A 22,511-nucleotide genomic window follows, 5' to 3' on the forward strand; every position below is an offset into this window, starting at 1 on the left:
GAGTTAGAAAAGCGCTACTTTCGGCGGTGCCGGGAAAATCTCGTCGAGTAGGGCGAGCTCGTCCGCGTCGAACCGGCGGACGATAGCCGCCGTGTTGGCGCGCACCTGCTCTTCGGTGGTGGCCCCGGCAATCACGGAGGCAACCGGCTCCTGCTGAGCCAGCCACGAGAAGGCGACCTGTACCTCGGTCAGGCCGCGCTCGGCGGCAAAGGCTGAGAAGGCTTCGAGCTGGTCCCAGTTAGCGCCGTCCAAGATGTCGGGTTTGATGCGGGTCAGACGGCCGTCCGCCGGGGCAAAAGAGCGCGAATACTTGCCCGTTAGTAGCCCGTTAGCCAGGGGGAAGTAGGGCAGCACGCCCAGCCCGAACTCGCGGGCGGCGGGTAGAACCTCGAGTTCAGCGCGGCGGTCAAGCAGGTTGTAGTGGTTCTCAGCCGCAATGTAGCGGTGCCCCAGGGCCCGGCCCAGGTGTTCGGCGTGGGCGATCTGCCAGCCAGTGTGGTTGGACGACCCGATGTAGCGCACCTTGCCCTGCTCAATCAGGGTACCCAGAGCTGAGAGGGTTTCTTCGATGGGGGTTGCCGGGTCGGGGGTGTGGTGGAAGTAGAGGTCGATGTAGTCCGTGCCTAGGCGGCTCAGGGAGGCCTCAACCGCCCGCATAATATACCGACGGGAGCCGCGCACCCCGTGGTCGGTGCCGTTGGCCCCTCCCATGTCCATGCCGAATTTAGAGACAATCACGATCTCGTCGCGGTCAATCCCGGTCTCCCGCAGGGCCTTCCCAAACATGGTTTCAGAAACTCCCGGTGCGGACCCGTAAATATCGGCCACGTCAAAGAGGGTGATTCCGGCTTCAACGGCGGCGGTGAGGACGGCGTTGGTTCCGCTTTGCGTTTCGGTGGCGGTTGTGGCGCGGCCCAGGTTGTTGCAGCCCAGACCCACGTTCGAGACGGTCAACCCGCTTTTTCCTAGTTGGCGATACTCAATACTCATACCCGTCATATTACTGTCATGTGTCTCAACACACCCGACACAGAGTCAAAAAGGTACATAGAGCGGCGGTTTCTTGCCAGCGCCCTGTGTGGCGCCCTCCCGCCACCAGTGGGAGCGGCCAGCGCATTCTTTCGGGTCTACCCAACGACCTGTAAGGAAACTATGAGTACCCATATACCGGCGCTCTCTTATGAACTTTTCCACCGCGAAGTTCCGCCAGCTGTGAGAGCCTGCTGACAACTATCGACCAGCTGGCTCCCACTAACCCCGACTACGTCTCGGTGACCTACTCCGGTGATCGGGCTCGTAAGCAGAAAACCCTGGCCCTGCTCGACCACCTGGTTCACGAAACCCGGCTCACGCCCCTGGCCCATCTCACCTGTGTGGGGCACAGCGCCAATGAGCTGGAAGCCGCTGCGCGTCGCATACTGGCAATCGGCGTCCGCGGGTTTTTAGCCCTGCGCGAGCTGCTGCCCCTGCGGGCTGAGGACCAGGCGGCCTACCTGGACTAGTCGGTAGGTGCCTTCCGCCTGGAGCTGCTGGCCGATGTGCCTGAGAGCTTCGATCGCGGCATCGGGCCCGGCGTCTGGGACATTCACTCCCCGTGTGTACCCTCAGCTGATGAGGTGCAGGCGCTTCTGACGACCGCGCTAGAGCACATTCCTACCCGCCAGCTCTGGGTCAACCCCGACTGCGGCCTGAAGACCCGTGCCTACAAGGAGACCAAGGCCTCCATCGAGTCCCTGGTTGCCGCGACCGAGGCGGTACGGGCCAGCCTGACGGTGGCGGTCTAAGCCCCCGGGAGTTAGAGAGTCAGCAGAAGGACGCCGCCTCCCGCTCTACCTGCCAGATGGCAGGAGGGCAGGGGCGGCGTCCTTCTGATCAGGGATTACCGGGACTTAGCAGGCCGGTGCTAGCTCTAATGGGTCATCTAGTGACCCATGGGCGCGGAGCCAGCTGCCGGCTTACCTGCGGGCACCAGCAGGGCCACCACGATAGAGCCCAACGACATGAAGGCTGCCACCAGGAAGGCAAGGTGCACACCTGCCATGTAAGCCTCGGTGCCAGTGCCACCGTGGGCTGCTGAACCGATGCCCAGTAGAGCCACAAAGAGGGCGGTCGCGGCGGCGCCTGAGACCTGCTGGAAGGTGGTCATAGCTGAAGAGCCAAAAGCGTGGAGCTCGTGCCCCAGGGATCCCAGGCCCAGCGACATCAGAGGGGTGTTAATGAGCGGCAGAGCAAAGGTCATGAGCATGTAGGTGCCCACCAGGTACCAGATCGGGGTGGTGGCGCTGAAGGTACTCATCAGCCAGATAGAGGCGCTAAAGAGAACTGCGCCGGGAATCACCAGGGTACGGGCACCGAAGCGGTCCGACAGGCGACCCACAACGGGGCTCAATACTGCCATAATCACGCCACCGGGCAACAGCATCAGACCGGTCTGTAGGGCGCTCATGCCCAGCACGTTGGCGGCGTAGAGGGGAATCAGAATTGCGGTTCCCAGCATCACACCCATGCCCAGGGAGGTCATAATGACGGTCAGGGTGAAGGGGCGGGCGCGGAAGATACGCATATCCATGAAGGGGCCGCGATCCTGTAGCTGAATCTGGCGGCGTACGAAAATAGCGAGGAGCGCCGCAGCTGCTACCACAACAACCCAGGGGTTGACGGGCAGGTGAGCGCCGCCGTGGGAGGAGTCCCCGCCCATGGATGACAGCCCCAGCACCAAGCCACCGAAGCCCAGGGTGGAAAGCACGATGGAGAAGATGTCGAGTTTCTGTGAGGTGCCTTCGGGCTTCTCAGCAGGTGCCAGACACAGGCCAATCAGCAGAGCAATAATACCGATGGGCAGAATTAGCCAGAAGAGCCAGCGCCAGCTAGCGGCGTTCAGAATGATGCCTGAGACAGTCGGGCCGGCTGCGGGAGCAGCTGAGATCACCATGCCGATGATGCCCATAGCCTGACCGATTTTGCTGGGGGCAACCAGGCGCATCATGGTGGTCATGAGCAGGGGGATCATCACGCCGGTACCGCCAGCCTGGAGCACACGCCCGACCAGCAAGAGGGCGATACCGGGGGCGGTAGCCGCCACTAGGGTTCCGGCGGAGAAGAGCGCCATAGCTGCGACAAAGACGGTGCGAATAGAGTAGCGGGAGATGATGAAGCCAGAAGCCGGGGTCACGACTGCCATGGTCAGCATGAAGCCGGTGGAGGTCCACTGGGCGGTGGAGGCGCTGATGTTCAGGTCTGCCATGATGTCGGGCAGGGCCACGCCCAACAGGGTTTCATTCAGAATGAGCACGAAGGCCGCAATCACCATAATGGCCAGGAGCAGGAACTCGTGGCGCTCTAGCTTGCGGGCGGCAGGCATTGATGCGGTGTGTGCTGCCGGCTCGGTGACCGAGTGCGCTCCAGTTTCGGGGTAAGAGTGTGTTTGCGTAGAAGACATAGGCGTTAAGCCTACTCTTTGCAGTTATGTAGCAAAATAGCTGATTGCTCACAGACCCAGGTCACATGGGATTTTATTGGACAGGCCACCGGGTAGCCAGAGCTTGCTAGAGCGAATACTGGTAACCAAAAGGGGACCAGGTTTCCCCGATCCCCTATCAGTGGCTTTTTGACTTTTCTACTGGGCGGCTCGGACCGCGATGAGCAGGTCGCCCTTGGTCATGGACGAGCGGCCCGGCACCTCAAGCTGCTTGGCTAGCTCGTAGAGCTCGGCGCGGGTGAGCTCCGCCAGGGGGCGCACCTCTGCAACCAGGAAGGTCTGGTCGTCGTCCTGCAGGTCAGGGGCGGACGCCGCATCCTCCTGGGCAGGCGCCTCGGCCAGGGGTTCGGTGGTCAGGTCTTCGTCGAAGTCAGCAGGGTCGGCACTGGCGAAGGTTTCCTCGTAGAGCTCTTCGGCTTCTTCAGGCTCGTCGGCTTCTTCGGGAGCCAGTCCCTCATCTTCCCCAACCTCGGTCACGGCATCGGGAGCATCCAGCTCGGGGGCTTCTTCCTCACCCTCGAACGCTTCAAGATCACCGGGCTCCAGGCTCTCAGCATCAAGAATCTCTTCGTAGCCGGCAGTTTCTTCCCCGGCCTCGGTTACATCAGCCAGAATCAGCTCAGCCTCACGTTGGGCTGTGCTCTTCTTGTTATTCTTAGCTTTCTTCTTTGAGTCCTTCTTATCGGATTTCTTCGGCTCGCGCTTCTTCTCTGCCTTTACCTTCTCAGCTTTCTTCTTGCCTTTACCGGCAGCGAGGGCGGCGGCGTCCTTGCCCTTGTCTTTACCCTTGGGGGCAGGCTGGGGCTTGTCGGCAATTTTTTCGTACTTCTTGCCCACCAGCTCGTACTTCTTCTCAAGTTTCTTCTGGGCCTTCTTGCGGGCCTTCTTTTCATCGCCGTACTTGTCCAGGGCCTTGGCATATGCCTTCACGTAGCGCTTTTGTGCCTTGTCGCTGGAACGCTTGAGTTCCTTGCTGAGTTCTGGCTTCTTGCCCATGGTTCACCTTCCAGTTATCAGTGTTCTTACTGTCTAAGCGTAGTCCCGGTCACGCGCCACCCCAAGCGCGGCACGGTTTGGTTACGCCCCTCTAACCCACTTTGTACCGCGCCCTGCCCACTTTTGACCCAAAAAGTGGGCAGGGCACGGTACAAAATAACGGGACGGCAGAACACGGAGCAGCGGAAGGGGGCGGAACAGCTCCCCCTCACGCTCTGAGCCGAACCCGCGCACGGCACCTGACGGGTGGCGTCCGCGCCCCTAAACTAGGTGATATGACTAACTCAGGTATCGACACTAGCTTCCTTGACCCCGCGACCAGCCCCGCCGACGACTTCTTCCGTCACGTCAACGGCACCTGGTACGACGCCCACGTCATCCCCGCCGACCGCTCGCGCGACGGCGGCATGTACTTCCTCCGCGACGCCGCCGAGGAGCACGTGCGCGACATCGTCGAGAAGTTCGCCGCCGAGCAGCCGTCCTCACGCATTGGCGCCCTCTACTCGTCCTTCATGAACACCGAGAAAATTGAGGCGGACGCCGCCGCCCCGCTGCTCGCCGAGGTGCAGCCGGTGCTGGACGCGGCTACCCCCGATGATTTTGTGCAGGTCATGGCGGAGCTTGACCGTCAGGGCCACGGCGGCCCCTTCGGCTGGTACACCAGCATCGACGCCAAGAACCCCGAGAAGTACGTGCTCTACCTGGCGCAGACCGGCCTGGGTCTGCCCGATGAGTCCTACTACCGCGACGAGAAGTACGCCGACCTGCGTGAGGCCTACGTCGCCCACATTGAGCGTATGTTTGAGCTGACCGGCCTGGCCGAGAACTTCGGTCTTGAACCGGCGGACGCCGCCCGCGCCGTCTTCGCCCACGAGACCGAAATTGCCTCCCACCATTGGGATAACGTACGTACCCGCGACGCCGACCAGCGCTACAACCCGGTCGACGCCGCCGAGCTAGACGAGAAGTTCCCCGGCTTCCCCTTCACCACCTGGCTGGCAGGCATGGGCATTTCCACCGAGAAGGCCGGCACCGTTGTGGTCAACCAGCCCTCCTACTTTGAGGCAGCCGCCCAGATGTGGGCCACCGCTCCCCTCTTCATCTGGAAGCTCTGGTACATCTGGCACATGGCCCACTCCCGCGCCCCCTACCTCAACCAGGCCATCGTCGAAGAGAACTTTGACTTCTACGGCCGCACCCTCTCAGGCTCCGAAGAACTGCGTGACCGCTGGAAGCGCGGTGTCGGTCTGGTCGAAGGCTCCCTGGGTGAGGAGCTGGGCAAGGAATACGTAGCTATTCACTTCCCGCCCACCCACAAGGCCAAGATGATGGAGCTGGTCGACGACCTGCTTGAAGCCTACCGCCGTTCCATCACCGACCTGGACTGGATGACCGACGAAACCCGCACCCGCGCCCTCGAGAAGCTCAGCAAGTTTGTCACCAAGATCGGCTACCCCGACAAGTGGCGCGACTACTCCGCCCTGGAACTAACCGACGACCTCTTCGAAAACCTGCGCCGCTCAGGCGTGTTCGAGCACGAGTTCCAGATCAACCGCATCAACGAGCCCGTTGACAAGACCGAATGGCTCATGACCCCGCAAACCGTCAACGCCTACTACATGCCCCCGGCCAACGAAATCGTCTTCCCCGCCGCAATCCTGCAGGCTCCCTACTTCGATGTGGACGCGGACGCCGCCGTCAACTACGGCGCTATCGGCGGCGTGATTGGCCACGAGATTGGCCACGGCTTTGATGACCAGGGCTCCAAGTACGACGGCACCGGTGCACTGAACAACTGGTGGACGGACGCCGACCGCGAAGAGTTCACCGCCCGCACCAAGGCCCTGGTCGAACAGTACAACGGCTACACCCCCACCGGTCTAGACCCCGAAAAGTTCACCGTCAACGGCGAGCTGACCCTGGGTGAAAACATCGGCGACCTGGGCGGCCTCTCCATCGCGCTCAAGGCATATCAGATTTACCTGGAACGCCAGGGCCTCACCCTTGAGACCGCCCCCATCATCGACGGCCTGACCGCCACCCAGCGCGTCTTCATCTCCTGGGCCCAGGGCTGGCGTATGAAGACCCGCCCGCAGACCGCCGAGATGTTCCTGGCCATCGACCCGCACTCCCCCGAGGAGTTCCGCGTCAACGGCGTGGTCCGCAACATCGACGAGTTCTACACCGCCTTCGATGTGCAGCCCGACAACGCCCTCTACCTGGCACCGGAGGAGCGCGTGCGTATCTGGTAGAAGAAGCTATATAAGGTGCAGGGGGCTTTCCCCTCCGGCGACTAACCTTCTCGAGCTCGCGCTGGCGCGCTCCCTCGATTCATGCCAGACCCAGCCAGTCGCCTTCCGGGGAAAGCCCCCCCTGCACCCCCGCTTAACTAAAAGGACGCCGGTGAGCTGCTCACCGGCGTCCTTTCTGCTATCCCAGGGAAAGGGGTTAGGACATGGCGGGGACGTCCCAGAGGTTCAGCACGGTGCCGATACCCTTGCGGACGGCGTTGCGGTAGACCACGGTGCCCCAGGCGACGTCCTCAATCGGCATGCCGCCAACGGAGTAAACGGTAATTTTCTCTTCGTCATCTTCGGGAGCGGGGTGGTTGAGGGCTTCACCCATGTCGCGCAGTTCTTCAGGGGCCATCAGACCGTTGTGGATGCGGTCGTTGAACTTGCAGCCGATGATGGAAACGTAGTTGTGGGACTTGCCGGGTTCGGTTTCTTCGGCCCAGGCGTCGTACATGCCGGCGTTGTCGACGAGTTTACGCACGTCATCGGCGAACATCCCCTCGTCCAGGTTGCAGGCGGCGGGCATAGCGAAGAAGGCGCCGGGCTTGACCCATTCGCGGCGGACGGTGGGGTAGGTTTCGGGGTCGCCCACGTGAATCGAGGTGCAGAAGGTGACGATGTCAGAGTCGCGCACAACCTCTTCGAGTTCCTCAACGGCAATGACGTTCATGCCAGGGTAGGTCTCTTCAGCCCAGCTGATGAAGGTGTCGATGCCCTTCTGGGATCGGCCGAGTACCTTGATGGTGTCGACCGTGGGGCGGGCTTCGATGAGGGCTGCAACAGTTGCTTTGGCGATGACGCCGGGGCCCAGCAGGCCGAGCACCTTGGCGTTCTTGGGGGCGAAGCGGCGGGCGCCGACGCCGGAGGCGCAGCCGGTGCGGTAGGCCGAGAGCAGGTTGGCGCTCATGTAGGCCAGGGGGGCGCCGGAGGTCGCGTCGTTGAGGGTGAGCATGAGAATGGAGCGGGGTAGGCCAATCTCGCGGTTGTCGATGTTAGAAGCGTAGGTTTTGACGCCCATGGTGCGGAAGGAGCCGCCCAGGTAGGCGGGCATGGCGACGTAGCGGCGGTCGGGGCCGTCGGCGGGCATGCCTTCGTGGGCGGGGTTGACGGGGAACTGTACCTTAGCGCCGTGGGATTCGCCGTTGTGGCCGGCCATGCGGTAGTCGCCGCGGGCGTGCAGGGCCAGGGCTTCTTCCATGGCGTCGGTGCAGGCGGCGACGTCTTCTACGCCCGCCGCAATCATGTCGGCTTCTGAGAGGTAGCGGAAGTCGATGCGGGGGAAGACGGGGTTGAGTTCGGGGTCAACGGCTGCGTTGAGGTAGGCGTCGTGTGAAGTCAAGCGGGGGATCTCCAACTGTGAGTGTTAAAAGTTCAGACGAATCAACATAACACTTTTAAACGCCGCTGATAAATGAGTTTTTGGGCATACCCGACAGCTGGGTGGACACTATTTTGCGTACTTCCGCTATAGAGTCGCTTCATCTGCCAAACAGGTTGGGCAAGAATTCATTTGCTGTTGAGCAAAAATCAAACCCTTCTCTGACTGGCCTTAGCTATTTGAGCACCTTCAGAACCATAGGATAAGTGAACACTTCACCGTTATTGGCTTTGACCGCAGCAAGAATATGCACAACGATGAGGGCCACCCACACCGCTATGAAAACAATCCAGGTAAAGAGACCTGCTAGCCCGAAGGTAGCGATAGTAAGTACCCAGGCGGCAATATTGACCAGCCAGAGGGTGAAGCTGAAATTGAAAGCCCCTGCGGCAGCTACGCGCACAAACCCGTAGCCCGGCTTATCCTTGTAGATAGCCCAGAAAATCAGGGGGCCGATAAAGTTGGCGAAAGATGCGGTCAGCACCAGGCCCAACAGACCCGAGAGATGGGCAAACATAGCCATGCTTTTAGCATCAGCAGGAATGACGTTGCCGTAAGCATCGTAGGTAGGGGCGCCAAAGCCAGGTTGCTGCCAGTGACCGTACTGACCTCCCTGAGGCTGCCCCTGCATGCCGGGCTGCTGCTGAGAGGGCTGGCCTTGCTGCGGGTGCGAAGGGCCATTTGGGCCCTGTTGATTGTAGTTACCGTAGGGGTTCTGGTTCTGCTCGTTCATATCGACCTGTGTTCCGTTCGGGGCTGGTTCTCTCGCTTTCCACCATAGCCAATCCGAAGAGGTAAGGGCGAGGAAGGCGCTCACTCTCCACCGCAAAATCATTCTCTGGGTGGAGAGTTAACCAATCCGTTACGCCCTGACAGTGAACCTGATGCGTACCGGGCAGTAGCATAGAGTCATGCGCGATTTACAGGCTCACATCATTGAAGAACTGGGCGTGAAGCCCTCCATCGACCCCACCGAGGAGGTGCGCAAGCGCGTCCAATTCCTCGTGGATTATCTCAAGGCCACCGGCACCCGCGGTTTTGTGCTGGGCATTTCGGGCGGGCTGGATTCCACTCTGGCCGGACGCCTGTGCCAGCTGGCTGTGGAGCAGCTGGAACTAGAGGGTGTTGAGGCTGAATTTATTGCCGTCCGCCTACCCTACAAGGTGCAGGCCGACGAGGACGACGCCCAGGCTGCCCTGCGCTTCATCATGCCCCAGCAGACCGTCACCTACAACATTGCAGAGGCTGTTGACGGCTTCGAGTCCGCTTTTGCTACCGCAACCGGCCGCCCCATTGCTGACTTCAACAAGGGCAACGTGAAGGCCCGTGCCCGCATGATCGCCCAGTACGCCCTGGCGGGTGAGAAGAACCTGCTGGTGGTCGGCACCGATCACGGTGCTGAGGCTGTCACCGGCTTCTTTACCAAGTTCGGTGACGGTGGAGCTGACATCATGCCCCTCTTTGGTCTGAATAAGCGCCAGAATCGGGCTCTGCTCAAGGTGCTAGGGGCTGACACCCGTCTGTGGGAGAAGGTGCCCACAGCCGACCTGCTCGACGGTAAGCCGGGCCACACCGACGAGGACGAACTGGGCGTCACCTACGACCAAATCGACGACTACCTAGAAGGTAAGGACATCGACCCGGCGGCAGCAGAAAACATCGAGGGTAGGTTCCTGCGGTCGCGCCACAAGCGCACTACCCCGGTCACAATTTTTGATTCTTGGTATAAGCAGTAATATTCAGAGGTGGCAAATCTCCACGTTGAAGGTGGCAAATATCCATTCCAAGGGTGGTAAATCTCCACGCACTCTCTAAAATAAGGAGTATGACCACCCCCTTCCCACGCCATCTTTACCCCATCTGCCAAGAGCTCCTTTTAGATACCCCCATTATGGTCATCCAAGGGGCCAGGCAGGTGGGGAAATCTACCTTGGCGCAACAACTCGCCGGAGAAAAATCAACCGTCGTTACGCTTGATGATGCCGGTCAACGAGAATTCGCTCAGGCTGATCCCGCTAGATTTCTACAGCAGGCCAATGGGCACACCCTCGTGATTGATGAGCTCCAGCGTGTTCCTGAACTGACCTTGCAACTCAAAGCGGCCGTTGACCAGGACCGGCGCCCGGGGCGTTTTATCATTACGGGCTCAGCTAACCTTCTCAAAACACGGGGTTCTGGTGATTCACTGGCAGGGCGTCAAGAGTCAGTGACGCTTCGCCCCCTGAGTGTCGGTGAACAGCTCTCACTACCCCCTGAAGATTTTGTCAGCTGGGTTCTTGCCGGAGCACAAGGCGACTTCACCGCCCAGGACCCCGCTCCCTTCGTCCTGAGGGGCGGTTATCCTGTACCTCTGCTCCGCACCAGCGAACGCACTAAACGGTCGTGGTTCACTAACTATGTTGACGCATTAGCTACTCATGATGCCGCAGAAATTGAAGAAGGAGATTTTTCAGCACATCTCCGAAACCTTATGAGCTATCTTGCAACTCACGGAGCCCATGAGCTCGTCAAACGCCGAATAGCTCAGCATCTAGGCACCAGTGAAACTACCGTGAACAAATACATCGGGTTGCTTCAACGCATGTATCTGCTAGAAGAGGCCCCCGCTTGGGGTCTCAACTATGGCTCTCGGGTTATCCGACGCCCTAAAGTCGGGTTAATAGACACCGGTTTAGCAGCATCATTGACCGGGTTCACCCTAGATAAAGTTTCAACCGTTGGGGGAAGAGAACACTATGGCTCTTTACTGGAACAGTTTGTCACCAATGAGCTGCTCAAGCAGCAAGAATGGAGCGATACGGCCTTCCGTGTGCATCATTTCCGGGAACGCAACCAAGAGGTTGACCTGGTCCTAGAACTCAACGATGGTCGTCTTATCCTCCTCGAGGTGAAGAGCCGGTCTGTCGCTGGTGTAAGGCAAGCTGGGCATCTTCAGGCTATGAAGGAGCGGTTAGGCGACAGGGTCGCAGCAGCAGCTGTTCTTTATACTGGTGAACTGGCTTTTTCCCCCGAGCCCTGGCTTCATGTTCTTCCGATATCAGCGCTGTGGGCGCATCCACGCGTTGAGACGCACCACCCCGGTCACGATTTTTGATTCCTGGTATAGGCAGTAAAAACGGCCAGGTGCACCAGGCAGGCGATTGCCAGGCCCAGGGCTAGGCCGCCGACCACGTCGGTAGCCCAGTGCACCCCCACATAGATACGGGAAAACCCGATGGTCACCGCGAGGACGCCGAGCCCTACTCCCAGGGCGCGGCGTCCTCGCTGCGTCAGGGCGGGGTAGGCGGTAAGGAAGAGGGCAGCGCAGAAGGCAGCGGTGCTGGTGGAATGCCCCGACGGGAACGAGAAGGTCAGCTCCTCAACGAGGCGGTGCGTGAGGGAGGGACGCGGGCGGTCCACAAGGTTTTTGATGAGGGTGACGGTGAGCGGGGCCAGAATCATGGTTACGCCCAGGGTCGCCAGGGGCCAGGCAGAGCGGTAGCGCCAGATGAAGAACCCCAGAGTCACCAGCACATAGATTGTCATGGGCAGGGTGTTGAAGGCCTGGGTGAGCACCGAGAAAAAGGCATCGAGCGTGCCCGTGCGCCAGGTCAGCGACGCCTGCCAGACGGCGTTATCCACGGGGTTGGTGAGGGACTGCGCGTTGACCAGCCACATTGCCACAAAAACCAGAAGGCCCGTAAGTCTGGCGCGAGCCAGACGGGCCCGGAGCCCCGCCCGCTCGCCGGGGGCAGGAGCAGGCGCGGGGGCGTCCTTGGGAGCAGCGGGCGGACGGACGCGCGCCCCACCGGTACAGGGCGATTCGGGGGTGTGGTTCACGGCTACCTCTCTTCACGGGGCACCCTCTAGATTACCGGCTTGCCCCGGGCTATCCCGTCTAGCTGCTTGCTAGAGAGCCGGGCAAGTAAGCTGGTGCTATGTCTGATACACCCAAAGAGTTTTATCTCGATAAATCCGACCCGGCAGCCTGGGCAGCTTTTGGTGCCCTGAGCAAGCAGGCGGGCGAGTCAGCCCGCGCGGCGGGCCTGGACGACCAGCTCATTGAACTGGTCTGCCTGCGTATCTCGCAGATTAACGGTTGCGCCTACTGCCTGAAGGTGCACACAAAGCGGGCCATTAAGGCGGGGCTAAGTGAGAACCGTCGGGCCCTGGTGAGCGTCTGGGAGGAAAGCAGCGAATACAGCCTCACTGAAAAGGCGGCGCTCTTCCTGGCTGAAACCGTCACGAAGCTCCCCTGCCCCGAGGACCGCGACTTTGCCCGCACCTACGCCCGGGGTGTGCTCACTGATGAGCAGTACAGTGCCGTGCAGTGGCTAGCGATCTCTATGAACGCGGCTAACCGGATTTCGATTATGTCGCAGCACCCGGCCTAGCCACCTGCCCTTATTCAGCAAGTTACACAGGCTCACGCTCGCTGTGAGCCTGCTTCACCTGGTTTTTTGGATAAGTCTCATGAAAGGACTTCCCTATGAACGCAACCCTTGAGAACCCGCTTGTTGCTGAGCGCGACGAGGACGGCCGCGGCGCCTACGAAATCTTTGCCGACAGTTCCGGCAGCCCGGCTGGCTTCACCCAGTTCTTCACCTACACCGAAGGCGGGGGCAAGCAGCGCATCTTCCCCCACACGGTGGTGAAGGAAGAATTCGGCGGGCACGGGCTGGCATCCAAGCTCGTCAAAAGTGCCCTCGACCAGGCCATTGAGGCCGGGTACGAACCGGTCATTGTCTGCCCCTACATCAAGGGCTGGGTGGAGAAGCACCCCGACTACGCCGACAAGACCCGCAAGCCCGAACCTGCCCACCTGCGCTTTTTAGCGAAGGCAGTTAAGTAAAGGTAAAGCCCGATGGTCTTGTGCGCGTCGGCTAGCTCGGGGCTGGCGTTCAGGGTGCCGACGCGCACAAGACTATCGGGCTGTGCCTTCTAGATTCTGTAGAACCCCTCAATCGCGCGGGTCAGGTGGGCCATGTCGGCTACGGTTGTGAGTTCGCGGGCTGAGTGCATGGAGAGCAGGCCGACGCCGACGTCCACGGTGCGCATACCCAGGCGGGTGGCGGTGATGGGACCGATAGTGGAACCGCAGGGCACATTGTTGTTGGAGACGAACTCCTGGTAGGGTACCTCGGCTAGGGCGCATGCCTGGGCGAAGATTCCGGCGCCGACGGCGTCGGTGGCGTAGCGCTGGTTGGCGTTGATTTTGAGCAGGGGCCCGCCGCCGGGCACGGGGCGGACGGTCGGGTCATGGTGCCCGGCGTAGTTGGGGTGCACCAGGTGGCCGGCGTCTGAGGAGAGGCAGACCGACTCTGAGATGGAGCGGCGGTAGGCTTCGGCGGAGTCGCCGCGGGCCTCAGAAAGCCGCACCAGGACGTCCTCCAGGAAGGGCCCGGCAGCCCCGGACCGCGATTCTGAGCCGATTTCTTCGTGGTCAAAGGCGGCGAGCACGGCGGTCTGGGCCGACTCTACCCCGGCCTCGGCGTAGCGGATGAGGGCGGTGAGGCCGGCGTGGACGGAGCTGAGGTTGTCCAGGCGACCCGATGCAAAGAGCTCGTCGTTTTCACCGACGACGCGGGGTTCGGCGGAGTCGGCGAACATGAGGTCGTAGCCCACGATGGTTTCGGGGTCGATGGGCCCACCCTCGGCACGTTCGGCCAGGTAGGCGAGCACGTCGCCGGTGGAGTCGCCGAAGCCCCAGACGGGGTAGAGGTTGCCTTGCTTATCGAGTTTGAGGCCCTCGTTGGCGGCGCGGTCCAGGTGGATGGCGAGCTGGGGGACGCGGGCAATCGGCCCGGTGGCGACCAGGCGGGTTTCGAGTGCCCCGTCGACCAGGACGGTGAGGCGCCCGGCCAGACGCAGTTCGCGGTCGAGCCAGGAGTTGAGCAGGGGCCCGCCGTAGACTTCGACCCCCACCTGGTTCCAGGTCAGGGTGCGTACGGAGGACTTGGGCTTGACCTTGAAGCCCGGGGAGTCGGTGTGGGCACCCAGCACCCGGTAGCTCTCGTGGGCTTCGGTGCCCACCCAGGCGATGATGGCCCCGTCGCGCACCACGAAGTGCTTGCCGGTCGCAGCTGTGCTGCCCCAGGCGTCCTGCTCGCTCAACTCTGTGAAACCGGCAGCGGTGAGGCGGCGGGCGGCCTCGGCTGCCGCGTGGAAGGAGGTGGGGGACGCGGTGACGAAGGCGGCTAGGTCATCAATGTTGGTTCGGGCATCGAAGGTCTGTGAAAGAGTCATAGACCACATTTTACCGGACAGGCTGCGACTCTTCAGGGTGGCCTTCCTTGACCCAGACCAGGGCTGGGCGGGTGCGTTCTAGCCCGCGACGGTTCGCCGCCCAGATGACGACCAGCACGAACAGGCCGTTCGACACCAGCGACGAGATGAACATGCCCACGGTGGAACCTTCCTGCAGGAAGGGGTCGGCCATGCCCAGCACACCGAAGCTCATGGCCAGCAGGTTGTTGACCACGTGCAGGGCGATCGCCGCTTCGAGCCCGCCGGTACGCCAGGTAATGTACCCGGCAGCCAAACCCATGACCAGCACGGAAAGCTGGCCCCACAGGTCGTAGAGGTGCCCCAGCATAAAGAGCGGGGCCGGAATCACGATGGCCCAGGCGGGGTGTTTCAGCCAGCGGCCGATGGTCTGCATGAGGTAGCCGCGGAAGACCAGTTCTTCGGCGTAGGCCTGCACCGGCACCACCAGGGCGATAGCGACCAGCATAGCGATGAGGCCGCTCACCGGCAGGGTCGTGCTGGGAACGTAGCGAGCCCCCAGGGCCGTATCAAAGGCGAGGGGCAGGGCCACAATGAGCAGGGCGGCTATCCCAAAGCAGGTAGCCAGCCAGCCCCAGCGCATACGCCCGGCGACCGAGTGAATCAGGCCCCAGGGCTTGGGCCCCAGAATCAGGCGGGCAACCCAGAGGGCGGGGAACATGAGGGCTACAGACCCGAACAGGAAGACGAACGTGGCGGGGCTCCGCAGGGCCTCTTGTTCAAGGATTCCCGGGCTCGCAGCGAGGATGAGGTAGCTGGGGTCAGCGGGCAGGGCGGGGTCAAGACCCAGCAGGAGCACAAAGAAGAAGGCAGCTACCAACAGCAGGGAGAGCACTAGGTAGAGCGGCACCCCGATGACAGCTTCGACCAGGGGCTTCCACCAGGCACCTTTAGGATCGGCGTGGGAGAGCCGGTGGTAGCCCAGATTCTGCTTCTCTTGCCGATAGCCGGGGCGCCAGCCGACCGGCGGCAGGGGCACCGGGTTGGGGTGGGTTGCTAGCGGGTGGGGCACCTGCCCCTGCGGGTGGGCGGACGCCGCCCCGTAGCCCGGTGCCGCAGCCTGCGGTGGATTGGGGGCGGGCGTCTGCCAGGGAATACGGGGGTCGTTGGGTGTACTCATGCCTCTACCCTACAGGGCAGGTTTACAGAGAAAACCGAGGAAGGGCTTTCTTACACAGGTCTAACGCTCGAGAATTTTAAGCAACCGGTTAAGCGATTCAACTGACTCAGCATCTGAAGACACACTCAACGAACCCTGGATTCCTTTTTTCAGTCGATATTTTTGTTTACCGCTTAACCCAACTATGCGTCTTCGCTCCGTTACACTGAGAACTTTACTCAGCAGAGCTATATCTGCAAGGTGACGGCTTTTATCAGTGTCCCCATTATTCAAAAGTGCAGAGCATTTCCCATATAAAGCTCCTAGCGCTGTTGGGCGGTTAACGATGCCTTGACGCTCGTTCACCTGCACCAGCACCTTTTCGACATCAAATAAAACGAATTGCGCTCCCCGAGTCGGCAAAAGCTTGCCAAATCCCGGGTAGTTCCACGATAGCGTCCTCAAGCTCAACCCAGAGGGAACAAGAACATCAATCTGAGCTCGGCCTCGTACCCACCGATGATTCTGCCCACTTGCATTATGTCCATCTACAGAAAATCCAACCCGGTCAAGAGCCTCATAAAACTCGGAGACATTTGCACGACGAGCTCTCACATCAAGTACAACGTCAATGTCGTTTGTCGCCCGCGCGCCAAGGTGCTGTCTTTCTTCAAGAAGAAGTCTCATGAGACTTCCACCGGTTATTGCCCACCCGTCTGGCATTTGGAGGGCAATATCAAAGAGGGCCCACCAGGTCTCTTTTTCAGCTTCACTAAGAGCATTGATTTTAACGACGTTAGTCTCCATGGCTTAGTCCTTGTTGCATTACTTGCTCAAAGAGTTCTCGTGCACGAGTTTGTGAACGAGGAGTAGCATCCTCATAGAGGTCAGCGGCAATATGCAAACGTGAGATGTTCTTAGGTACATCCCCTACTCTGAGCCGCACATTATGGTGTGCTTTTGTTGCGGGAGATAGAGAGTAGAAAAGTACGATATCTTCTAGCTGTTCCCTGGATACGTAGGCGTCAACGAGAGTTCCGTTTATTCCTGCTATCGGATTACTAACGCCGGTGAGCTGTGAAGCAAGCTCTTGAGAAAGTTCAGCAATCTCCTGGTGGGAGAGCAAGAAGTACTGCACATCGAGATCTGTTCTACGAGCAAAACCAAGAAAACGGCTAAAGCCTTCTACTTTTAGCTGTTGAAGTCTTTGTTTAGCCCGGTGCTTGCGCTGAGGTGGAAGTTCTGGGGAAAAATTGTCAGCAATAAGAGCTAAGTCGTTAAAAGCCCGAGTTGAGAGGGGGCGACCAGCAGATAACTTTTCAGCAGATGAGGGATCTTCTTCGATAACCCACTGATTTCCAAATTTATGTGCCTTTATCAGCCCCCGCTGGGCTTTGGCTCGCACTGCCCTGGGGGTTATGCCTGCTTTTTGGGAGTAAGCTTCAACGGTTATCATTCCATAATTGTACTGCCTCCGGCACAATTATGGAATGTCTCTCCGTCAGGCTCCACTATCAAAGCACTAAATTGTCTCACTCCCCTAAATTTCAGGCGCCCTCGTGAAAACTTGCACGTCACACGGCCTTGCGGGCAGAAAGATAGCTGGCAAGCACCCGCCGGTAGCGCACCGCAACCGCGACCCAGAGCAACACCGCTGCGGTGAGGCAGATGATGGGGGCAGAGGACACCGCCAGGGCCGCCTGGCTGAGCTCGTCGAGGTTGTGGGTGGTGGGGTCGAGGCGAATGCCAATGCGCATGGGCCCGTAGATGAGCCCGGCGAAGCCGATGATCGTTAGGGCACCGGCCAGTAGGCGTACCGCGCGGGGGGCGAGGGTGAAGAAGGTGGGGAAGGCATCCAGCCAGAAGGCAGCAATCAGCAGGGGTAGCCAGATGTTGTGGTGGGACCAGGAAATGGGCGACATGGCCATCATCAAGAACCCGTTGAGGGCTATCTGGGAGAGCACCATGCCGCGGCGGTGCAACACCGGGATCAGGTAGGCTACACCCACCAGCAGGGCAAGGATAAGACCGTAGCGCAGGGCCGACAGGAGCGGCCCCTCAACCAGGCCAAGGTGCAGGAGCCAGCCCAGGGTGGAGATGTTATCGACGTAGGCGATGTTGCCCACGCGGGAGGGGTCTGAGATGGCGAAGAACCAGAATTCTCGGGCGGTGGCGGGCATGAAGATGAACCCTGCCGCGACCGTGGCTGCGAAGGTGACGCCCAGGGTAAGCACCCCCTTGATGTCCCGGCGCATGAGCAGGATTAGGCCGAAGGCCAGCGGGGTGAGTTTGATACCGCCAGCGATACCGATGAGCACGCCGCGGGGCACCCGGGTGGCTGGGCGGAGCAGGTCGATGAGCACCAGCAGCAGGATTAGGGCGTTGATTTGGGCTAGGCCAATACCACGGTCCCAGGGGCTAAACATGGTGATGCAGGTAGCCATCACTACAACCGTTGAGCGGCTACCCAGCAGGGCCTCGCCGGGTACGGTGATTCCGCGAGCGCGCGCGTGGTTGAGAATCAGCACCGAGATCCAGAGGGCTGCCAGGACGGCCAGGAGGGTCATAGCCCCGGCGCCGGCCCAGAGGGGCAGGAAGGCGAAGGGGGCGAAGACCATGACCGCAAAGGGCGGGTAGGTGAAGGGCAGGGTGATGGGCTGCCCGTCTTCTAGGTAGTAGTTGTAGAGGGTTTTGCCGGGGTAGAGGTCGCCGAAGACCACGCCTGCGCCGGTGCGGTAGACCTCGAAGTCTTGGCCGTTGAGAATCATGGAGTGGCGGATGTGCCACTGCATGACCGCTACGAAGAAGAGGCCGGTGAGGGCCGGCCAGATGATGTTCCGGGCGGGTAGGCGGGTGGTGAGGCTGAAGAGGGGCACCTGGGGCTACTTTTCGGTGGGGGTTGCGGCGTCCTGATCTGCGGTCTTGCGGACGGCTACCAGGTTGGTGCCGCGCTTGGTTTTGGCGCGGCCGGGTAGGCGTTTGGCAGGACGCTCCTCGGCGGCTTTCTTGGGCAGGGCGGCGATGCGCAGGGCGAGTTCGAGAACGAGTAGGCCGAGGGCTGCGTAGAAGACGTAGTAGGAGGGGTAGAAGTAGTAGAGGCTGGCGCTCCACCCGGCGATGGTGGCGCCCAGGGCTACGACGGCGAGGGCGGCGATGATGATGTGGGCGAGGGGGAAGGCGCCGTTGTTTTCTTTGTTGCGCCAGGTGATGTAGATGGCCATGAGCGCAAAGAGTACGGGGAAGAAGATTTGACCGGAGAGGGCCATGGTGTCTTCGGTGTAGCGGAAGATACCGAGGGCCTGGACGATGGCGGTGGCGGCAAGGATGAGGGAAGCAGGCAGTGTTTTCACGGGAAACCAGTCTACCGGCTAGGCGGTGATGAAGTAGGTGATGGCGCAGATAGTGAAGATGGTGCCGGTGGTGAGGGCTGCGGCGAGTTCGATGAGGATGCCGATGCCCATTGATTTGAGGGCGGCCAGGGTGCTGCGTGCTGAGGTGGCGATATCGCCCTGGCTGCGCACGGTTTCGCTGAGCAGCAGGGCTACCGCGAAGCCGACGAAGAGGCCGATGACGGGGATTACGAACATGCCGATTACCGCGCCGAGCACGCCCCAGAGAATAGAGCGGTTGGGAATGGCTCGCTGTTTGAGGGTCTTGCCGGTGAGGAGGGCCTGGGCAGCCATGCCCGCAATCATGATGGGAAGGCCTAGGCCGAGAAGCCACCAGCCTTCCGGCCCGCGCAGGGTAAGCCCCCAGAGCAGCACGCCGCCGATCACGGCGAAGGAGCCGGGCAGGATGGGGTAGACGATACCGACAATACCGACGGCAATGAGGACGACGGCGATAAGGGTCATCACGATAGCTAGGGTCATACTGTTCAGTTTACCGGTGCGGTTACTGGCAAGCATTGGGCATGCCAAAGCCTATTGGCCGGGGCTGGCGTGAATTGCGACGAGCCCCCAGGCGAGGAGCAAGAGGGTCGATAGGCAGAGGTATGCCCAATGCTTAGCTATCTCATCGTAAAACCACACTGATATAATCAGCATTACGCATACAAGTTTTGGAGTAGAGATGCCAGATAAGGACGCCACCCCCCGCCCCGGTTACCGCGAGCAGCTGACTCTGGGGGCGCGTCCGCTCGACGCTCCCGGCGCACCGGTCACCGACCGGCAGGCCCGCGATATCGCCAGCGGCCGCCGCACCTGGCACCGGAAGGCATCTAAGCCGGTATCAGTGTGGATGCTCGCCCTCTTCATCACGCTCATGACCCACAGGTGGATCCCTGAATCCCTCTGGCTGATGGTTCACATGGTCACCCTGGGTCTGATTACCAACTCGATTCTGGTCTGGTCCCAGCACTTTACCGAGGCCCTGCTCAAGCATAAGCTCCCCGATAGCGCCAGGCCCGTGCAGCTGGCCCGCATCTACACCTTGAACGCCTCAATGGTGGTGCTCATGGTGGGCGTGGCCTTTTCCCTCTACCCGCTGACCGTGCTGGGCTCGGTAGGCGTAGGTGCTGTGGTCACCTGGCACGGGGTCGCCCTGTTACAGCAGATGCGTACTGCCCTACCCGCCCGCTTCGGGGTGACGATTCGCTACTACATTGCAGCCTCCTGGCTACTGCCGGTGGGTGCTACTTTTGGTACCCTGCTGGCCTATGACGGGCTGAGTGCCACCTGGCACGGCCGTCTCCTACTGGCCCACGAGGCTATCAACGTTCTGGGCTTTGTGGGTATCACGGTGGTGGGTACCCTGATGACCCTCTGGCCGACCATGCTGCGCACGGTCATGGTGCCGGACGCCGTCGTCCGCTCCACCCGCGCCCTGGCAGGCCTGTGTGCGGGGTTGGGGCTCACTGTGGCTGGCGCCCTGGCAGGTCTCACCTGGCTGGCTGTTACCGGCCTGCTGCTCTATGCCGGTGCCCTGGGGCTAGTTCTTGCCCTCATGGTGCGCACCACCACCGCCAAGAAGCCTGCCGACTACGCGACTTTCTCGGTAGCTGCTGGTATGGTCTGGCTGACCGCGGGCGTCCTTTTCTCTGCCTACCTGGTCGCGACCTCACCCTTTGACTCCCTGACCCTGCGCCCGGTCACCCCCATGTTTGTTGCCGGCTTCCTGGCTCAGACCCTACTGGGTGCCATGACCTACCTACTGCCTGCCCGTATGGGCGGCGGCCCCAAGGCCGTCCGCGCCGCCAACAAGGAGTTCAACCGTTTCGCTGCGGGCCGCGCCGTCATGGTCAACCTCTCCCTGCTGATCTTCATCCTGCCGGTTTCCCTCACCGGCTCTTGGGTGCGCACCGGCGCCTCCCTGCTCGGAGCCTTTACCCTCTTCGCCTTCATCCCCCTCATGATGCGCGGGGTGCGGGCCTCCGTCAGTGCGCGCAAGGCCATGATTCAGGCCCGAGCCCGCGGCGAGGCGCCCACCCCCGACCCCGAGGCGCTCGCGCCGACTCCCGTACCCCACCTGCGCAATGCCCTCATCGGTGCCCTGGCTGTGGCTCTGATCGTAGCCTTAGGGGTCGCGGTTGACCCGGCGGCCCGCGCCCGACTTGCCGCGCCCTCGTCCGCCGGGAGTGCCACCGGCCAGACCACCACCCTGGCCGTCGAAGCCACCGCCGACATGCGCTTTACCCCCGACACCGCAGAGGTTCCGGTAGGCAACCGCCTGGTCATTGAGGTCACCAACACCGACACCAAGAACGCCCACGACCTAACTTTCTCCAACGGAGCCACCACCGGCCGCATCGACCCCCGGGCAACCAAGAGCGTGGACGTCGGCATCATCACCGGTGACCTAGAGGGCTGGTGCTCGGTGGTCGGGCACAAGGCTATGGGTATGACCTTCACGGTGGTAGCAAGCGGGGCGGACGCCGCCCAGGCGGGCACCAGCGCCGCCGATAGTTCAGCCCACGCCGGGCACAGCACCGGCGGGGTGACCAACTCGGTACTAGCCCCCACCGATATTGACCTGCAGGGCGATATCTCTGAAAGCTACCAGACCCGCGACGCCACCCTGGCTCCCGTAGCCGACGGTGAAAGCATCGACGGCCGCACCGTGCACCGCCAGACCCTGGATGTGCAGGAACTCCCCCGCGAAATCGCCCCCGGGGTCAACCTCAACGCCTGGACCTTCAACGGCTCCTACATGGGCCCCACCCTGCGCGGGCGCGTGGGCGATATTTTTGAAATTACACTCGTCAACAACGGGAGCATGGGGCACTCGGTAGACTTCCACGCCGGAACCGTCTCCCCCGATGAGGTTATGCGCACCATTGCCCCCGGTGAATCCCTCACCTACCGCTTTGAAGCCGTGCGTTCGGGCATCTGGCTCTACCACTGCTCCACCATGCCCATGAGTACCCACCTGGCAGCGGGGATGTTTGGGGCGGTCATTATCGACCCCGCCGACCTGCCCCAGGTCGACCGCGAATACCTGCTGGTGCAGTCAGAGGTAGCCCTGACCGAAACCACGAGCACCCAAACTTCCACCGCCAACCCGGGCGAGGGCGTCCTCACCGACATCTCGCCCGAGGGGCTGGCCGCAGGCACCCCTACCCTCACCCTCTTCAACGGCCACGCCACCCAATACCTGCGCGACCCCCTCACCGCCCGCGTCGGCGAGCGCGTGCGCATCTGGGTACTCAACGCCGGACCCAACGGTGAGCTGAGCTTCCACGTGGTGGGTAGCCAGTTCGACACGGTCTACAAGGAAGGCGGCTACCTACTACAGGACGGCGTAGACGCATTTGGTTCCAGCGGGGGCGGCGCCCAAGCCCTCGACCTTTCAGCCGCCCAGGGCGGCTTCGTCGAAATGGTCTTTACCGAACCGGGCACCTACACCTTCGTCAACCACAACTTTGCCGCCGCCGAACGCGGGGCCCGCGGGCAGATCACCGTCGCCGGCAGCTAGAGCTGGCTTAAAGTCGCGGACGCCGCCACCAGCGGGCATCTGGCAGTAGCCCCTAGTGCCGGGGTTGGGTGCATCACCCTAGGGTGTGTA

The 22,511-nt window shown here is 61.4% G+C and carries 21 protein-coding genes; 8 read left to right on the plus strand and 13 right to left on the minus strand.

The window, feature by feature from the left end; all coding sequences use genetic code 11:
- Positions 1–3 precede the first annotated feature (3 nt).
- Positions 4–990 carry an aldo/keto reductase gene (locus tag L6762_RS07050; protein ID WP_423817090.1) on the minus strand — a complete coding sequence of 329 codons (987 nt, stop codon included), beginning with the start codon at positions 988–990 and terminating at the stop codon, positions 4–6.
- 251 nt (positions 991–1,241) lie between these two features.
- Here L6762_RS07050 and L6762_RS12055 point away from each other — a divergent pair, with 251 nt between their 5' ends.
- Both L6762_RS12055 and L6762_RS12060 read left to right on the plus strand, forming a co-directional pair.
- Entirely contained in the window at positions 1,242–1,502 is a 261-nt protein-coding gene (locus tag L6762_RS12055; RefSeq protein WP_423817092.1) for a methylenetetrahydrofolate reductase, read from the plus strand.
- 36 nt (positions 1,503–1,538) lie between these two features.
- Entirely contained in the window at positions 1,539–1,784 is a 246-nt protein-coding gene (locus tag L6762_RS12060; protein WP_423817091.1) for a hypothetical protein, read from the plus strand.
- Between the two features lie 137 nt (positions 1,785–1,921).
- On the opposite strand, the gene L6762_RS07060 is transcribed toward L6762_RS12060, so the two are convergent.
- Together L6762_RS07060 and L6762_RS07065 are read right to left on the minus strand one after the other, a co-directional pair.
- On the minus strand, positions 1,922–3,439 hold the full coding sequence (locus tag L6762_RS07060) for an MDR family MFS transporter (RefSeq protein WP_237186243.1): 1,518 nt from the start codon (positions 3,437–3,439) through the stop codon (positions 1,922–1,924).
- Between the two features lie 177 nt (positions 3,440–3,616).
- Positions 3,617–4,474, minus strand: coding sequence for a ChaB family protein (locus L6762_RS07065; protein WP_237186244.1), 858 nt, complete (start codon positions 4,472–4,474; stop codon positions 3,617–3,619).
- Between the two features lie 275 nt (positions 4,475–4,749).
- Here L6762_RS07065 and L6762_RS07070 point away from each other — a divergent pair, with 275 nt between their 5' ends.
- Complete coding sequence (locus tag L6762_RS07070; RefSeq protein ID WP_237186245.1) at positions 4,750–6,726, plus strand: M13 family metallopeptidase; 1,977 nt, start codon at positions 4,750–4,752, stop codon at positions 6,724–6,726.
- A gap of 196 nt (positions 6,727–6,922) precedes the next feature.
- On the opposite strand, the gene L6762_RS07075 is transcribed toward L6762_RS07070, so the two are convergent.
- Together L6762_RS07075 and L6762_RS07080 are read right to left on the minus strand one after the other, a co-directional pair.
- Positions 6,923–8,107, minus strand: coding sequence for a tyramine oxidase subunit B (locus tag L6762_RS07075; RefSeq protein WP_237186246.1), 1,185 nt, complete (start codon positions 8,105–8,107; stop codon positions 6,923–6,925).
- A 214-nt stretch (positions 8,108–8,321) separates the two neighbouring features.
- Positions 8,322–8,879 carry a DUF4870 domain-containing protein gene (locus tag L6762_RS07080; RefSeq protein ID WP_237186247.1) on the minus strand — a complete coding sequence of 186 codons (558 nt, stop codon included), beginning with the start codon at positions 8,877–8,879 and terminating at the stop codon, positions 8,322–8,324.
- 178 nt (positions 8,880–9,057) lie between these two features.
- Here L6762_RS07080 and nadE point away from each other — a divergent pair, with 178 nt between their 5' ends.
- Positions 9,058–9,882, plus strand: coding sequence for an ammonia-dependent NAD(+) synthetase (gene nadE / locus L6762_RS07085; protein WP_237186260.1), 825 nt, complete (start codon positions 9,058–9,060; stop codon positions 9,880–9,882).
- Positions 9,883–9,971: 89 nt separating this feature from the next.
- Positions 9,972–11,240 (plus strand): ATP-binding protein, encoded by a 1,269-nt coding sequence (locus tag L6762_RS07090; protein ID WP_237186262.1) that lies wholly within the window; start codon positions 9,972–9,974, stop codon positions 11,238–11,240.
- Here L6762_RS07090 and L6762_RS07095 read toward each other — a convergent pair.
- Entirely contained in the window at positions 11,228–11,965 is a 738-nt protein-coding gene (locus L6762_RS07095; protein ID WP_237186264.1) for a phosphatase PAP2 family protein, read from the minus strand. The genes L6762_RS07090 and L6762_RS07095 overlap by 13 nt on opposite strands.
- A 98-nt stretch (positions 11,966–12,063) precedes the next feature.
- Here L6762_RS07095 and L6762_RS07100 point away from each other — a divergent pair, with 98 nt between their 5' ends.
- Together L6762_RS07100 and L6762_RS07105 are read left to right on the plus strand one after the other, a co-directional pair.
- Positions 12,064–12,519 carry a carboxymuconolactone decarboxylase family protein gene (locus L6762_RS07100; protein ID WP_237186266.1) on the plus strand — a complete coding sequence of 152 codons (456 nt, stop codon included), beginning with the start codon at positions 12,064–12,066 and terminating at the stop codon, positions 12,517–12,519.
- Between the two features lie 95 nt (positions 12,520–12,614).
- On the plus strand, positions 12,615–12,977 hold the full coding sequence (locus tag L6762_RS07105) for a GNAT family N-acetyltransferase (protein WP_237186268.1): 363 nt from the start codon (positions 12,615–12,617) through the stop codon (positions 12,975–12,977).
- A gap of 89 nt (positions 12,978–13,066) precedes the next feature.
- Here L6762_RS07105 and L6762_RS07110 read toward each other — a convergent pair whose 3' ends face one another.
- The 7 genes from L6762_RS07110 to L6762_RS07140 all read right to left on the minus strand — a co-directional run bounded on the left by L6762_RS07110 (position 13,067) and on the right by L6762_RS07140 (position 19,381).
- Positions 13,067–14,371 (minus strand): M18 family aminopeptidase, encoded by a 1,305-nt coding sequence (locus L6762_RS07110; RefSeq protein ID WP_237186270.1) that lies wholly within the window; start codon positions 14,369–14,371, stop codon positions 13,067–13,069.
- Between the two features lie 10 nt (positions 14,372–14,381).
- Positions 14,382–15,530 carry a CPBP family intramembrane glutamic endopeptidase gene (locus tag L6762_RS07115; RefSeq protein ID WP_237186271.1) on the minus strand — a complete coding sequence of 383 codons (1,149 nt, stop codon included), beginning with the start codon at positions 15,528–15,530 and terminating at the stop codon, positions 14,382–14,384.
- Positions 15,531–15,590: 60 nt separating this feature from the next.
- Positions 15,591–16,316: a hypothetical protein gene (locus tag L6762_RS07120; RefSeq protein WP_237186273.1), complete on the minus strand. Its 726-nt coding sequence runs from the start codon at positions 16,314–16,316 to the stop codon at positions 15,591–15,593.
- Positions 16,306–16,965 (minus strand): hypothetical protein, encoded by a 660-nt coding sequence (locus L6762_RS07125; protein ID WP_237186274.1) that lies wholly within the window; start codon positions 16,963–16,965, stop codon positions 16,306–16,308. Before L6762_RS07125 ends, L6762_RS07120 begins: the two co-directional genes overlap by 11 nt.
- Positions 16,966–17,083: 118 nt before the next feature.
- Positions 17,084–18,385, minus strand: coding sequence for a glycosyltransferase 87 family protein (locus L6762_RS07130; protein ID WP_237186278.1), 1,302 nt, complete (start codon positions 18,383–18,385; stop codon positions 17,084–17,086).
- Positions 18,386–18,391: 6 nt separating this feature from the next.
- Positions 18,392–18,859: a hypothetical protein gene (locus L6762_RS07135; protein WP_237186279.1), complete on the minus strand. Its 468-nt coding sequence runs from the start codon at positions 18,857–18,859 to the stop codon at positions 18,392–18,394.
- Between the two features lie 18 nt (positions 18,860–18,877).
- Positions 18,878–19,381, minus strand: a complete 504-nt coding sequence (locus L6762_RS07140; protein WP_237186280.1) for a DUF456 domain-containing protein — start codon at positions 19,379–19,381, stop codon at positions 18,878–18,880.
- 199 nt (positions 19,382–19,580) lie between these two features.
- On the opposite strand from L6762_RS07140, the gene L6762_RS07145 reads away from it, so the two are divergent.
- Positions 19,581–22,421 carry a multicopper oxidase domain-containing protein gene (locus L6762_RS07145; RefSeq protein WP_237186288.1) on the plus strand — a complete coding sequence of 947 codons (2,841 nt, stop codon included), beginning with the start codon at positions 19,581–19,583 and terminating at the stop codon, positions 22,419–22,421.
- Positions 22,422–22,511: the final 90 nt, after the last annotated feature.

Source organism: Rothia nasimurium, assembly GCF_928381705.1.
Classification (GTDB): Bacteria; Actinomycetota; Actinomycetes; order Actinomycetales; family Micrococcaceae; genus Rothia; species Rothia nasimurium_G.